Source organism: Pseudomonas costantinii (genome assembly GCF_001870435.1).
Classification (GTDB): domain Bacteria; phylum Pseudomonadota; class Gammaproteobacteria; order Pseudomonadales; family Pseudomonadaceae; genus Aquipseudomonas; species Aquipseudomonas costantinii.
Genome location: NZ_MDDR01000012.1, coordinates 1 through 13,743, shown reverse-complemented (window position 1 = coordinate 13,743; position 13,743 = coordinate 1). Strand labels below are relative to the sequence as shown.

Annotated in this window: 13 protein-coding genes; 3 read left to right on the top strand and 10 right to left on the bottom strand. The window is 58.7% G+C overall.

Going from position 1 to position 13,743, the window contains the following annotated elements; translation table 11 throughout:
• Nucleotides 1–2,414 (top strand): RHS repeat-associated core domain-containing protein (locus BFL40_RS07940; protein ID WP_177217205.1); only part of this gene is annotated, 2,414 nt, incomplete at its 5' end.
• Between the two features lies 1 nt (nt 2,415).
• Complete coding sequence (locus tag BFL40_RS07935) at nt 2,416–2,829, top strand: hypothetical protein (protein ID WP_071483443.1); 414 nt, start codon at nt 2,416–2,418, stop codon at nt 2,827–2,829.
• Nucleotides 2,830–3,054: 225 nt separating this feature from the next.
• On the opposite strand, the gene BFL40_RS07930 is transcribed toward BFL40_RS07935, so the two are convergent.
• From BFL40_RS07930 to BFL40_RS07910, 5 genes are all read right to left on the bottom strand, one after another.
• Nucleotides 3,055–4,284, bottom strand: a complete 1,230-nt coding sequence (locus tag BFL40_RS07930) for a M20/M25/M40 family metallo-hydrolase (protein WP_071483442.1) — start codon at nt 4,282–4,284, stop codon at nt 3,055–3,057.
• Between the two features lie 48 nt (nt 4,285–4,332).
• Nucleotides 4,333–5,391 (bottom strand): diguanylate cyclase, encoded by a 1,059-nt coding sequence (locus BFL40_RS07925; protein ID WP_071483441.1) that lies wholly within the window; start codon nt 5,389–5,391, stop codon nt 4,333–4,335.
• 77 nt (nt 5,392–5,468) lie between these two features.
• A complete protein-coding gene (locus BFL40_RS07920; protein ID WP_071483440.1) occupies nt 5,469–6,101 on the bottom strand; it encodes a LysE family translocator in 633 nt (210 codons plus the stop codon).
• 72 nt (nt 6,102–6,173) lie between these two features.
• Nucleotides 6,174–7,043 (bottom strand): sugar phosphate isomerase/epimerase family protein, encoded by an 870-nt coding sequence (locus BFL40_RS07915; protein WP_071483439.1) that lies wholly within the window; start codon nt 7,041–7,043, stop codon nt 6,174–6,176.
• A gap of 27 nt (nt 7,044–7,070) precedes the next feature.
• Entirely contained in the window at nt 7,071–7,235 is a 165-nt protein-coding gene (locus tag BFL40_RS07910; RefSeq protein WP_016968943.1) for a rubredoxin, read from the bottom strand.
• A 158-nt stretch (nt 7,236–7,393) separates the two neighbouring features.
• Here BFL40_RS07910 and BFL40_RS07905 point away from each other — a divergent pair, with 158 nt between their 5' ends.
• A complete protein-coding gene (locus BFL40_RS07905; RefSeq protein WP_071483438.1) occupies nt 7,394–8,806 on the top strand; it encodes an aminotransferase-like domain-containing protein in 1,413 nt (470 codons plus the stop codon).
• On the opposite strand, the gene BFL40_RS07900 is transcribed toward BFL40_RS07905, so the two are convergent.
• The 5 genes from BFL40_RS07900 to BFL40_RS07880 all read right to left on the bottom strand — a co-directional run bounded on the left by BFL40_RS07900 (nt 8,784) and on the right by BFL40_RS07880 (nt 13,205).
• Entirely contained in the window at nt 8,784–9,863 is a 1,080-nt protein-coding gene (locus tag BFL40_RS07900; protein WP_071483437.1) for a sigma-54 interaction domain-containing protein, read from the bottom strand. The genes BFL40_RS07905 and BFL40_RS07900 overlap by 23 nt on opposite strands.
• A gap of 97 nt (nt 9,864–9,960) precedes the next feature.
• Nucleotides 9,961–10,626, bottom strand: a complete 666-nt coding sequence (locus tag BFL40_RS07895) for a methionine ABC transporter permease (protein ID WP_071483436.1) — start codon at nt 10,624–10,626, stop codon at nt 9,961–9,963.
• Entirely contained in the window at nt 10,623–11,369 is a 747-nt protein-coding gene (locus BFL40_RS07890; protein ID WP_074851732.1) for a methionine ABC transporter ATP-binding protein, read from the bottom strand. Before BFL40_RS07890 ends, BFL40_RS07895 begins: the two co-directional genes overlap by 4 nt.
• Nucleotides 11,366–12,160 carry a MetQ/NlpA family ABC transporter substrate-binding protein gene (locus tag BFL40_RS07885; RefSeq protein WP_071483444.1) on the bottom strand — a complete coding sequence of 265 codons (795 nt, stop codon included), beginning with the start codon at nt 12,158–12,160 and terminating at the stop codon, nt 11,366–11,368. Before BFL40_RS07885 ends, BFL40_RS07890 begins: the two co-directional genes overlap by 4 nt.
• Nucleotides 12,161–12,173: 13 nt before the next feature.
• Entirely contained in the window at nt 12,174–13,205 is a 1,032-nt protein-coding gene (locus tag BFL40_RS07880; protein WP_071483435.1) for an isopenicillin N synthase family dioxygenase, read from the bottom strand.
• Nucleotides 13,206–13,743 lie beyond the last annotated feature (538 nt).

The following is a 13,743-nucleotide window of genomic DNA, read 5'->3' as shown; positions in this document are numbered from 1 at the left end:
TCACCCGCAAGACCGACCCCGATGGCAACGTCACCGACTACAGCTACAACAAACATGGGCAACTGATCGGCGTCTGGTATCCCGATCACAGCTGCCATCGGCTGACCTGGAATGAGCGCGGGCAGCTCACTGAGGAACAACTGCCGAATGGCGGCGTAAAGCGCTATCGCTATGACGATCTGGGGCGGCAGGTTGCGCGCGAGGATGAATACGGAGCGCTGACCCAATATCAGTGGGACAGTGTGGGTCGGTTGGTTCGCGTCGTACTGCCAGGTGGCGCCACACGGGAGTACAGCTACAACCCCTACGGAAAGATCACCGCTGAACGTGATGAGCTAGGCCGCGTTACTCGCTACGAGTATGCCGACGGCCTGCATCTGATCAGCCGCCGCATCAATGCTGATGGCACCCAAGTCAAATACCGCTACGACAACGTTCGGTTATTGCTGACGGCGATCGAAAACGAAGTCGGCGAAACCTACCGACTCCAGTACCACCCCAATGGCCTGATCCAGCAGGAAACCGGGTTTGATGGCCAACGCACGGCCTACGTCTACGACCTCAACGGCAACCTACAGGAAAAGACCGAACACGGCGACGATGGCAGTCAGCTCGTCACCCGTTACGAGCGAGACCATGCCGGGCGGCTCGTAAGAAAAACCCTCCCCGACGGCAAAATCGTCGATTACACCTACGACCGCCGAGGCAACCTCCTGGGCGTCGAAGACGGCCACTGGGCGCTGGCCTACGAATACGACAGCCAAAACCGCCTCACCGCCGAACACCAAGGCTGGGGCACCCTGCGCTACGGCTACGACGCCTGCGGCCACCTTCAGAACCTGCGCCTGCCGGACAACAACCGCCTCACGTTCAATCATGAAAAAGGCGGCCATCTCGCCACCGTCGAACTGAACGGTGACACCCTCACCTCTCATCTATTCAAGGCAGGCCGCGAACGCCAACGCCAACAAGGCCAACTCCTCAGCCACTACCAGTACGACGAGCAAAATCGCCTGCACGCCCACGCGGTCACCCAACAGAAACACGATCTCTACCAACGCCAATACGACTACGACAAAACCGGCAACCTCAGCCGAATCCTCGACACCCGAAAAGGCGAACACCACTACCAGTACGACCCCCTCGCCCGCCTGACCCGCGTCGATCACTCGCAAGACGTGCAAGAACGCTTCGGCCACGACCCCGCTGGCAACCTGTTGATGCAAGACCGCCCTGGCCCGGACATCGTCGCGGGTAACCGCCTGATGATCCAGGGCGATCATCACTACGACTACGACGCCTTCGGCAATCTGATCCGTGAGCGGCGCGGCAAGGGCCATCAACTCGTCACCGAATACCGCTACGACTGCCAACACCGGCTGATCGGCATTACCCAACCCAACGGCCAAACCGCCAGCTATCGCTATGACCCATTTGGTCGGCGCATCAGCAAAACCGTCGACAGCAAAACCACGGAGTTTTTCTGGCAAGGCGACAAGCTGGTTGCCGAGCACCACGCGGATCGCCATCGCAGCTATATCTACGAGCCGGACAGCTTCCGTCCATTGGTCCTGCTAGAAGGCTTCGGCCCAAAAGACACCAAGCCTTTCCACTACCAACTCGACCACCTCGGCACCCCGCAAGAACTCACCAACCCCAACGGCGAAATCGTATGGTCCGCCCATTACCGTGCCTACGGTGAAATTGCTCGCCTAGACATCAATAAAATCGACAACCCGCTGCGTTTCCAAGGCCAATACTTCGACCAGGAAAGCGGGCTGCACTACAACCGCCATCGCTACTACAATCCGGATATTGGTCGATACCTGACGCCTGACCCAGTGAAGCTGGCAGGTGGGATCAATGCATACCAGTACGTGCCCAACCCTACGGGATGGGTAGACCCCCTAGGATTGAACACTTGCCCCGGAGGGGAGCGTTGTAAGCCCGTAGCTACCGCTGATGATCTGTCGGCTAAAGCGACAGTCAAAAAAGCCGAACCAGAACTACCAAAAGCTAGCGATGAAGAGGAGTATCTATTTCGAGGGGATAGAAAACATCCAGATGAAGTTTTTGCAAATGGATTCAAGAGCAAGGGAGAAAGCAATGATCTTTATCTGCATGCATTGAATAGCAACGATCCGCCAAGCAATTTCATAAGCACATCTCCCTCTAGGCTCACAGCAACAGACTTTGCGACTGGGTACGGTACAAGAAAAGGCTTTTTATACGTTATAAAGAGTATACCGGGACATGATGTTAACTTAGAGCTTGGAAAAATTACGCCTTTTTCGAACGAAAAAGAATTCGCTATCCATAATAAAATATACCCAGAGGATATTTTGGGTGTAACACCTGTAGAACATGACGGAAGCTATGTAGGGTATTCAATCCTGAATCCGAATAGGAAATAGAATGCACACGCAAAAAATCAATGTGATTATCGGCAATCAAAGGACGACAGTTACCGTAAAGTATGATCCCGAGAAACTCATGATGACTTTTTCCGAGGCTGACAATTTCAAAAAAGTCTACCAAGGCAAAGACATTTATACTTGCCTCGCAAAAGTCAGATCAGACTTCCCTTACATAACATTCCTCTGCAAGGGGGCAAAAAAAAACGTCATGCCCTCAAGGATGGCTTCCCAAATGAGTGCAGGGCTTGTTGCGTATGAAATGACGCTAGGCAAACAAGCCTCTCGGGCAGATATAGTTCACCTTTTTGACTACGAGGAAAACAACCTTACAAACAACCCACAAGAACAAATTGATTTTTTCAAAGAGTGGCTAGCGTCATTGGGCGCGGAAGACTACGAAAAGTTCAACTAAGCCTTCTAACAATTGCATATGAAAAAATACCCACCTCCCAGACATCCCGCAACCTGTGGCGAGCGAGCTTGCTCGCGTTGGGCTGCGCAGCGGCCCCAATCCTGACATCGCGTATATTCAGCCAGATCCGCATTGCCGGTTTTGGGGCTGCTGCGCAGCCCAACGCAGGGCAAGCCTGCTCGCCACAAAGGTTGCTCACCCATAGTGAATGGGTGAGCAGCCCAATCACCGCTTCGAAAGCTCCATAATCATCCGACTCAGCAAATAAACCCGCGGCACCACACTCTCCACCTCCGCATACTCCTCCGGCGTGTGAATATTCCCCCCCACAATCCCAAACCCATCCAACGTCGGCGTCCCAACCCCCGCGGACAAACTCGCATCCGCCGCCCCGCCACTGCCTTCAATCGTCAACTTACGCCCCAGTTCCCCGTAAATCCCCTGGGCAATCGCCACCAACTTATCCGACTCCGGCGTCTGCGGCATCGGTGGCAGGCCGCGGTGCAGGCTGGTGGTCACTTCGGTGTCGGGAATCAACTTGTTAGCCGACACCCGCGCCAGGTCTTTTTCGATGCGGTCAAACTCTTCCGGCAATGCCGCACGCACGTCGGCCTTGGCGGTGGCTTGGTCGGGGATGACGTTGACGCGGTCGCCGGCCTTGAGCACGGTGAAGTTGATGGTGGTTTTTTTCTCTTCATCGCCCAGCTTGCTCAGTTGCAGGATCTGGTGCGCTGCTTCCATGGCGGCGTTGCGGCCCAGTTCCGGGGCGACGCCGGCATGGGCGGCTTTGCCTTTGACTTCGACCACGGCGGTGGCGCTGCCTTTGCGCCATACCACCAGGCCGTCGGCTGCGCGGCCGGGTTCCAGGTTCAACGTTACGTCGTGAGCCTTGGCAGTTTTGCGGATCAGCTCGGAGGCCGCCTCAGAGCCGGTTTCCTCGCTGGCGTCGAGCAGGAAGGTGATTTGTGCATAGTCCTTGAAACCCTGGTTTTTCAGGACTTTCAACGCGTAGATGCCGGCGACGATGCCGCCCTTGTCATCCATCACGCCGGGGCCATAGGCGCGGCCGTCCTTGATATGGAACGGGCGCTCGGCGGCTGAGCCTTCCTTGAACACCGTGTCCATGTGGGCCATCAACAGAATTTTGGCTTTGCCGGTGCCTTTGAGGGTGGCGATCACATGACTGTTGTTGGCGGCCTTGTCCGGCACCAGTTCAATAGAGAAGCCAAGCTGCTTCAATTCATCGACGGCGATGTCGCGCACTTGGGTCAGGCCCGGCTCGTAGCCGGAGCCCGAGTCGATATTCACCAGGCGCTCGAGCAGTTTCAGGGCCTCGGCCTTGTACTGTTCGGAGTCCGCCTGGATTTGTTTGTGGGGTTCGGCGCTGTAGGCCGGCACGGCGAAGGACAAGGCCAGGGTCGCGGCCAGAAGGGTACGGGAGAAGGTGAAGAGCATGAACCGATCCTTGTTTTTTGTTGGAGGGTGCTGCGACACCCTACCCCACTACACGGACCGCAACCAACTCTCCTGCACCGAACTGACCCGGTTACGCCCGCTGCTCTTGGCTTCATACAAGGCTTGGTCAGCATCGCTCAGCCAACTGATGGAGTCGGCATGCGTGGGTTGATACAGCGCCAGGCCGATACTCAAGCTGGCGCGCAATGTTGGGTCTTGGGCATATGCCAACGTATTGAAGCGATCACGCAAGAGGTCCATCACTTCGGTGGCGCGGTTGAGCGGCATGTCCGGCAGGATCACGCAGAATTCATCGCCGCCGTAGCGCCCGGCGAGGTCAGTGGCGCGCAGGTTCTGGCGCAGCACTTTGCTGAGTTGGCGCAGGACGATATCGCCAGTCACGTGGCCGTAGGTGTCGTTAATGGTCTTGAAGTGGTCGATATCGATCAGTGCGATAGCCGCACCCGCCGGGCCTCGGCGGCAACGTTGAAACTCGATTTCCAGATGGTCTTTCCAGGCGCCGTGGTTGAGCAGGCCAGACAAGCTATCGGTGCGGCTCAGGGCCAGTAGCTCGCGTTTTTGACGGGCCAAGGTTACGGCCTGGCGATAGCAGATCCAGCCCAAGGCCAGGGGATACAGCATCAGTATCGGCAGGCACGCGAAAAGCTGGGCCTGGGTGGTGACGGTAAGGAACACCGGCGTAAAAATCAGCAGCGACGCGCCGATCCCCAGTGCCTGCGCCACCCAGCCCATGAGCATGAAACGTAGCCCGCCGATGGCGACGTTGTTCATGGTCATCATCGACAGCGTCGTGACGCTGGGCAGCGGATTGAAGTTCATCGCGCCCACCCAGAACCCGCCGCAAAAGGAATCGAACATCAGGTTACGCCGCTCGCTGCGCAGTGCATTACTGGAGCGGCGGGACCATAGATAGGCGAGATGCGGCCAGACAAAAGCGTTGATCACCATCCAGGCCCACACCCAAAACGGTGGGTGCAAGGGGGACATGGCAAACACCACACACACAAAGCCGAGCGTCAGCCCCAGGGCGCGCGATTTATACAACCGTGAAGCGAGCGGAAGTCCATTTCCTCCGGCGGCTGACATGGCGTGATGTGATCCTTGATGAATGCCTGGAGTCTATCAGGGCAACGTCAAATCGCCACTACCGCTCATAAGACCACTCAGTGAGAAAAACCACGTGCCAGCATCAACGCCACACCCAGTAACAGCACCGCCGTGACCCGCTGCAATAACACTCGCCGCTTGGGGTTTTCCAACACATGCTTGATACGCTGACCGAAATAGCAGTACAGGCAACCGCTGGCAAATTGCAGCGTCAGAAAAGTCAGCCCGAGGATGGCGATATCCGTCGCTGAGCTGTGCTCCCCGGAGCCTGCAAACTGCGGGAACACGGCACTGAACATGATGATGGTCTTGGGGTTGGAAAATCCGGTCAGCAAGCCTTTGCCGAACAGGCTGCGCGAGCCCTCCACGGCACCGGCTTTATTGATCGACACGCCGCTGCTGGTCCACTGTTTGTAGGCCAGGTAAAGGATGTAGGCCACACCGACAAACTGGATGGTCTGGGTGATGGCGATATTGCCCTTGATCAGCTCCGAAAAGCCCACGGCAAAGATCAGGATCGAAATCAGATACGACACACTGGCGCCGATTTGCGCCGGGATCGAGCTGCGCAGGCCGTCTTTCAAGCCCAGACTCAACAGCAGCAAGGTCATGGGGCCGGGACTGAAGGTCATGGTGGCGCAAAACAACAGAAAGTAGAGAAACGAAGACAGCGTTAACGCAGTTGTCATGGTCCGGGACCTTGGATTGATAGAAACAACAGCAACGGGACGGGCGCCCTAAGCGCCCGCCCCTGGGGCCCATCAGGCGACAGCGATTTCGGTCGTCAGGGATTCGCGGTACATCAGCGCCAGGTCGGCCAGGGCGGCCTTGGCGGTCTGGTTGCGGGTTTCGAAAGCCACCAGGCCTTTCCAATTGGTTTCGACGATGGCCTGCACCACGTCGGCGTAATCACAGTTGCCGTCGTGAATACCGAAGTGCTGGTCTTGCACGCCATTGTTGTTGCTGAAGGAAATACCCTTGATCAAGTGGTGATACTTGCGCACCACTTCAGCCGGCAGGCCGTTCTCGATGTTGGCGTGACCGGCATCCAGGAAGAAGTACACATTGCGGTGCTCCTGCAGACGCTCGAACACAAAGGCGTATTCCGCTTCATGGGTGAAGATGTAGTGGAACGGCCGATAGTTGACGTAGTTGGACAAGTTTTCCAGGTAGATATCGGTGCCCTTGACCTCGGCATAACGCGCCAGTTCCTGCACCGACTTGAGGTAATGCTCCAGGGCGACTTTCTTGGCCATCAGCACCATTTTCGGCTCGACGATGCAGCCACCATGGATGATCAACGGCGCACCCAGGCGGCTGGCGATGTCGATCTCTTTTTTCACGTATTCAACGGCCGCCGCACGGAAGGCCTCGACGTCACTGCCCAGCGGTGCCTTGAAGTTGCCGTGAAAAACCGGCTTCACGCCGGTAGCCGCGATCTGCTCCTGCAGGCTTTCGATGCGTGCATCGGTCCAGTCATCGACCATTTCGCCAAACAGGCTGCCGTCGATATACCAGTGGGTGCAGTCCCCTTCGATGGCGGTTTGCAGGCCTTTTTCGGCGCCCAGGTATTTCTGGTGGGCCACACCGGTACAGAACGGCACGGTAGGGTTGATCAGTTTGCTTTCCATGGAGCGATTCCTTTCGTTGATGGAGCGTTAAAGTTCTATCGCCATAAAGTCGGCTTTGGTCACGCCGCAATCCGGGCATGTCCAGTCTTCAGGCACCTCTTCCCAAGGGGTTCCTGCCGGGATCCCATCTTCAGGAATGCCCAATTCTTCTACGTACATAAAACCGCAGGGAGCGCACATATAAGTCTTCATGAGAATGCGAAATCCATTGCTCGCGTGTAGGAAAGTTCGCCAATTCCTGGCGAGATGGCGCGCAGTCTAGGGGAGCGGCATTGCACAAGGCAGGTAAAGTAATGCCTAATCCAGCCTAACTTCACCGGTAAAAGCACCGGCAAAGACAAGGAAGGTTTATGTTTGTGTCCGCCATCGCCTTTGTGGAAGGCACCCCCAAGGTTCAGCAGATCGTCGAGGCGTTCAGCCAGGCCATCGAAAACGGTGAATGGGCGCCCGGCAGCAAGTTGCCGTCGGTGCGTGAATTGACCCAGACCCTGGGCGTCAGCAAGTTCACCCTTAATGAGGCGCTGGACCGCCTGCGCGGGCGCAACCTGCTGACCTCAAGCCAAGGCCGCGGCTACTTTGTGGCGATGGACACCGCCCGCCCAGCCTCAGTGGCCTGGGTTGATTTATTGCCCCAAGACCTGCTCAGCGTGTTGCGTCGCCCCTTGGTCACCGCCAGCGGCGAGCTGCGCCCCGGCGGCGGCCATTTGCCGGAAGAATGGTTGAACGCCGAAGCCATCCGCCAAGCCATGCGCAGCGTGGTGCGCGCGCCGTCGTTGCGCATCGCCGGGCTGGGCACACCGGCAGGGCTGTTGCCCTTGCGCCAGGCGCTGCAACAGAAGCTGCATGCTGAAGGCCTGTCGGTGCCGGTGGAACAAATCATCACCACGCCCAACACCGTGCAAGGCCTGGACATGCTGATGCGCCTGCTGGCGCGCCCCGGCGACACGGTGCTGCTGGACGCGCCGTGCTACTTCAACTTCCACGCCAACCTGGCCCTGCATGGCGTAAAAGTAGTGACCATCCAGCGTCGCCCCGACGGTTTCGATTTCACGGCCCTCGAACACCTGCTGGCCGAACACCGCCCCAGCCTGTACCTGACCACCAGCGTGCTGCATAACCCCACCGGCCACTCCTTCAGCCCCAGCCAAGCGTTTCGCCTGCTGCAACTGACCCAGCAATACCACTGCCATATCGTCGAGGATGACCTCTACGGCGACCTGCACCCCAACCCGCCGCCACGCTTGGCCGCCCTCGCCGGTCTGGACCAGGTCACCTACTTGTCAGGCTTCTCGAAGATTCTCAGCGCCAACAGCCGCGTCAGCTACGTGGTGGCCGCGCCGCAGTTGGCGGCGAACCTGACCAACATGAAGTTGATGAGCGGCGGCGTGACCTCGGAGCTGTTCGAGCAGATCGTCTACCGCATGCTCAGCGAAGGCAGCTACGCCAAGCACCGCAAGCGCATGGTCCAGCGGTTGATCGAGTCCGGTGGGCGCGTGGAGCAATGGCTCAAGCGCTGCGGCTGCGAACTGCCGATGGCCTATGAAGGCGGGATGTTTATCTGGGCACGCCTGCCGCCGGGGGTAAACGGTGAACTGCTGGCCCAGGAAGCCTTGAAGCGCAGCATGGTGCTGGCGCCGGGGGCACTGTTCGGCTATGACCCGGCCCACCGCGATTCGATGCGTTTTAATGTGGCCCACAGTGATGAGCCACGGGCGCAACGGGTGTTCGAAGCGCTGTTGCTCAGGAGCGTGCGCGCCCCTTGAGCATGCCGTGATTGACCAGCAAGGTGCGCATGGCGTTACGGGTGATCCCCAATAAGTCTGCCGTGCGCAGCTGGTTGAATCCACAAAACGCAAAGGCCTCACGCACGATCAAGTCTTCGATATCGTGCAGCAACGTATCCCCCGGCACCTCGAACAACCGAAGCAACTGCTCACGCATCACCTCCTGGGGAATACGCGGCGCACCACTGTTGACGCTGGCGTGCATGGCACTGAGCCCGGCGGAGAACTTGAGGTGGCTGGGCATGATCGGCTTGTCGCCAGCCACCAGCAACGCCAGGTGCACCACATTCTCCAGCTCGCGGATATTGCCCGGCCACGGGTAATCCAGCAGCGCCTGGGTGGCGGACTCAGAGAGCATCGGCTCGGCGATTTTCAGCTTGGCGCTGTACAACCTGCGGAAGTGCTCCACCAACGGCAAGATATCCAGCGGCCGTTCGCGCAGAGGCAGCACCTGCACCTGCGCGACGTTGATTCGGTAAAACAGATCAAGGCGGAAATTACCCGCTTCCACCGCCTGCTCCAGGTCGATGTTGGTGGCGGTCACCAAGCGGATATTGATCTTGATCGGCTTGCGCGAGCCAACCCGCACCACTTCCTGTTCCTGCAGTACGCGCAGCAACTTCACCTGTAAAGGCAGCGGCAAGTCGCCGATTTCATCAAGGAACAAGGTGCCGCCGTCGGCTTCTTCAAACCAGCCGCCCCGCCTTCCCACGGCGCCGGAAAACGCACCCGCCTCATGCCCGAAAAACTCGCTTTCCGCGAGGGTTTCACTAATGGCGCCGCAGTTCACCGGCACAAACGCGCCGGTGCGCCCGCTGGCGCTGTGGATATAACGCGCTACCAATTCCTTGCCGGTACCGGTCTCGCCATTGATCAACACCGGCGCTTCGCTTGGGCCGACGCGTTTCAAGTAGTCAAGCAATTGCAGCGAGCGCGGGTCAGAGAACACCAGGGCTTTGGCGCGAATCGACAGCGGATCTTTTTCGCCCTGAGGCAAAGTCAGTATCGGCGTGGGCTGCCCGTAGGGACGGTTCATGAACAATTTCCCGGCGGCGAGAGAATAGAAGTAAGGGTGACTTTACTCAGCCGCGCATATAACTAGAAATATTAAAAATTCATTAGTACATAACCGTTTATCGACGATGGGCCAGCGACCTCACGCAGCGATCCCCCACACTTTGCACGCCCTGCACCAGCAGCACCAACACGATGACCGTCACCACCATGATCTGGTTGTTGAAACGCTGGTAACCGTAGCGAATCGCCAAATCGCCCAGGCCGCCACCGCCAATCACCCCGGCCATGGATGAGAAGCCGATCAGCATCACCAGCGTCAACGTCACCCCGGCCACCAGCGCCGGCAAGGCTTCGGGCAGCAGCACTTTTTGAATCACATGGCGAATATCACCGCCCATGGCCACGATCGCCTCAATGCGGCCCTTGTCCACTTCATCCAACGCAGTTTCGACAATGCGCGCAAAAAATGGAAAGGCGCCGATGGTGATCGGTACGACTGCCGCCGTGCTGCCCAAGGTCGTGCCGACGATCAAACGCGTCAGTGGAATCAACGCGATTAACATCACCACAAACGGCAATGAACGCCCCAAATTGATGACCCCGCCCAGTGCACGGTTGAGGCGTGGCAGCGGGAACAGGCCACCGCGTCGGCTGATAAACAGCAACACGCCCAAAGGCAAACCGATCACTAGCGTGAACAGCCCCGCCAGCAGCACCATGTACAGGGTTTCGCCGGTGGCATTGAGCAGCAGTTGAAGAATCTCATCCCAATCGGTTTTCATACGGCCCTCACCACTTGCAGGCTGGGTGCCAGCGAGCGGCCCAAGCGCGATGACGGATCGGCCTGGAGTTGCACCAGCGTGCCGCTTTCCACCACACGCCCCTCGGCCAGGGACACCGCGCTGTCGCAAATGGCCTTGACCACCTCCAACTCATGCGTGATCAACACGATAGTCACCCCCAGTTGCCGGTTGATGTCGCGCAACAGCTCAAGGATCGAGGCGGTGGTTTGCGGGTCGAGTGCACTGGTCGCCTCATCCGACAACAGATACGCCGGGCGCGCCGCCAACGCCCGGGCAATGCCCACGCGTTGTTTCTGCCCACCGGACAGTTGCGAAGGAAACGCCTGGGCCTTGTCGCTCAGGCCCACCAACGCCAACAACTCTGCGACCCGCGCCACACGCTCGGCCTTGGGCAGATTGGCAATTTCCAGCGGTACCGCGACGTTATCCGCCACGTTGCGCGAGTGCAGCAGGTTGAAGCCTTGGAAGATCATGCCGATACGTTGGCGTTGCTGGCGCAGCGCCTTGTCACTCAATAGCGTCAGGTCCTGGCCATCCATGAGGATGCGCCCGGACGTCGGGCGCTCCAGCAAATTCAGGCACCGCAGCAAGGTGCTTTTACCCGCCCCGCTGCGACCGACGATGCCGAAGATCGAACCGTCGGCAATTTGCAGCGATACGTTATCCAGCGCCGCCGGCTGGCCGTCGGCGTAGGTTTTGCTGACCCCCTCGACAACGATCATTCGACCGCCACCGGGATCACCGAGCCTGCGTACTTCTCGGTGATGAACTTGGCGACTTCGGGCGAACGCAGGTCTTTGGCGAGCTGTTTGATGCGTGGGTCGTCCAGCAGTTTCGGCGTAGTCACCAGGATATTCGCGTAGGGGTTGCCCTGTGCTTTCTCCAACCCCAGGGCGTCTTTGGCCGGCACCAGCCCGGCTTCCAAGGCGTAATTGCCATTGATCACCGCCAGGTCCACATCATCCAGCGCGCGAGGAATTTGCGGCGATTCGATTTCCAGGATCTTCAAGTGCTTGGGGTTTTCGGCAATGTCCTTCGGCGTGGCCTGGTCCTTGGAGGCGTCATTGAAACCCGGCTTGAGCTTGATCAGTCCATTGGCCTGCAACAGGTACAGCGCGCGGCTGAGGTTGGTGACATTGTTCGGCACCGCCACGGTGCCTTTGTCCGGTACTTGGGCAAAGTCGGTATGGCGGTGAGAATAGATGCCCAAGGGCTCGATATGCACGGTGGCCGCCACGGCGAATTTTTGCCCGAGGGCCTGCTCTTGTGAATGCAGATACGGCAGGTGTTGGAAGTAATTGGCGTCGACATCGCCATGGGCCAGCAACTCGTTGGAGTTCACGCCGTTGGGGATCTCGATGACTTTCAGGTTCAGGCCTGGGTCGAGCTTCTGCACGTATTCGAGGATCTGCGCATGGGGAATCGGGTCGGCGGCGACACGCAACGCATCGGCGGCCGACACACTGAATGAGGCCAGCAATGCCGCCAGGGTAAGTGCGAATTTATTCAACAGGGTGATCTCCTGATCAGGCGGACAGTGCTTGGGGAAGTGTGGCGTCGACGTAGAACCGTTGGGCGACATCGGGGTGCGAGCGCAGACGGCCCTTGAGGTAGTTCCAGCCGACATCACGCAGCAGCGGGTTGCGCGGATCGCTGGTCGGGCCATGGGCATCACGCAACAGTTCGGGTGCCAGTTGATACACCGGCACCACCGCATCCAGTTGCGCTCCCAGGAAAAACGCCAGGGACAAACGCTCGCTGCCCACCGGTGGCGAGACCACGCGGTGTACGGTGGCGCGCAGGTAGCCGTTACTGGCCAACTCGAGCAATTCGCCGATGTTCACCACCAGCGTGCCGGGACGCGGTGACGCGTCGATCCAACGGCCCTCCTCCACTTCCACCTGTAAACCGGCTTGCTGGTCTTGCAGCAGGAAGCTGAGGAAACCGGAGTCCTTGTGTGCCCCCACACCTTGGCGGCTTTGTTGCGCATGGCGACCGGGGTAGCGGATCAGCTTGATATGTTCGTTGGGTTTGTCGCCGTACAGCGAGTCAAAGGCGTTCTCGGGCAGCGACAAGGCCTGGGCGAAAGCGCGTAGCAGGCGTAACGACATCTGCGTCATCGCTTGCTGCCAGGCCAGCACCAGGGGTTTGAGTTGGGGCAAGGCCTGGGGCCATTGGTTGGGGCCTTGCAGGCGTGCCCAGGCGGCTGGGTGTTCCTCGACGGCCAAGGGTTCACGCTCGGCGCCGACGTCGAACTGTTCGCGCAGGTCCGGCTGGCCGCGGGTGATCTCCGAGGCGGCGCGGTTGTAGCCGCGAAAGTGTGGGGAATTGATCATACCGACGGATAGTTTTTCGGCGTCGGGTAACGCGAAGAAGGTGCGTGCTTGCTGCTGCACTTGGGCCAGCAGTGCCGGGTCGATGCCGTGGCCGGTGAGGTAGAAAAACCCGACATGCCGAGCGGCAAGGCGCAGGGCCTCGAGAAACTCGTCGCGTTGCTTCGGGGTGCCGTCAAGCAGTGACAGGTCCAGCAGTGGCAAGGTGGTGATTGATGACGGCATCGGCGGCTCACTCCATGAACGTCTTGGGTTGGAGTGACCACGCTAAACGATCTTAAAAAGCCTTAATAAATATCTTTTTAGAATTAGCTTAGGTAGGTGGGTGGGGCTGGGGGGGTGTAGGTGTAGGGTGTACATATCCGTTGCTGCGGTTGTGGCTGGTATTGGTTCCGCTCTTACAGCGGGTCACTTTTGGAAAAGAGCCCGGAATGCCGGCCCAGCCAAAAGTAACCAAAAGGGCTCTTGCCCCACCACTCGGCACCTCGCTAATGCTCGGTGTGCCCGAACGAAGGCACGGCTGCGCGGGTCGCCGCGATGGGCCATCCCTGGCCCAGCGCGGCTAAACCGGCATCCTTGCCGGTTTACCCGCTCCACCGTGCCTACTTGCGGCCAGCGTGGTTTAACGGGGCGCCTAAGATCAAAATCAACAGCACGGCGGCCTGAAAGCCGACCTGAGTGGTGTAGATCAAAAGCGGTAAAACATGTGGGAGCAAGCAAGCCCGCTTCCACATTTTTAATCTCCATACATCAGGGATGACTG

Coding starts and splice junctions, on each gene's coding strand:
- BFL40_RS07935 (WP_071483443.1), top strand. CDS start 2,416: ATGCACACGCAAAAAATCAATGTGATTATCGGCAATCAAAGGACGACA.
- BFL40_RS07930 (WP_071483442.1), bottom strand. CDS start 4,284: ATGCTCTTCACCTTCTCCCGTACCCTTCTGGCCGCGACCCTGGCCTTG.
- BFL40_RS07925 (WP_071483441.1), bottom strand. CDS start 5,391: ATGTCAGCCGCCGGAGGAAATGGACTTCCGCTCGCTTCACGGTTGTAT.
- BFL40_RS07920 (WP_071483440.1), bottom strand. CDS start 6,101: ATGACAACTGCGTTAACGCTGTCTTCGTTTCTCTACTTTCTGTTGTTT.
- BFL40_RS07915 (WP_071483439.1), bottom strand. CDS start 7,043: ATGGAAAGCAAACTGATCAACCCTACCGTGCCGTTCTGTACCGGTGTG.
- BFL40_RS07910 (WP_016968943.1), bottom strand. CDS start 7,235: ATGAAGACTTATATGTGCGCTCCCTGCGGTTTTATGTACGTAGAAGAA.
- BFL40_RS07905 (WP_071483438.1), top strand. CDS start 7,394: ATGTTTGTGTCCGCCATCGCCTTTGTGGAAGGCACCCCCAAGGTTCAG.
- BFL40_RS07900 (WP_071483437.1), bottom strand. CDS start 9,863: ATGAACCGTCCCTACGGGCAGCCCACGCCGATACTGACTTTGCCTCAG.
- BFL40_RS07895 (WP_071483436.1), bottom strand. CDS start 10,626: ATGAAAACCGATTGGGATGAGATTCTTCAACTGCTGCTCAATGCCACC.
- BFL40_RS07890 (WP_074851732.1), bottom strand. CDS start 11,369: ATGATCGTTGTCGAGGGGGTCAGCAAAACCTACGCCGACGGCCAGCCG.
- BFL40_RS07880 (WP_071483435.1), bottom strand. CDS start 13,205: ATGCCGTCATCAATCACCACCTTGCCACTGCTGGACCTGTCACTGCTT.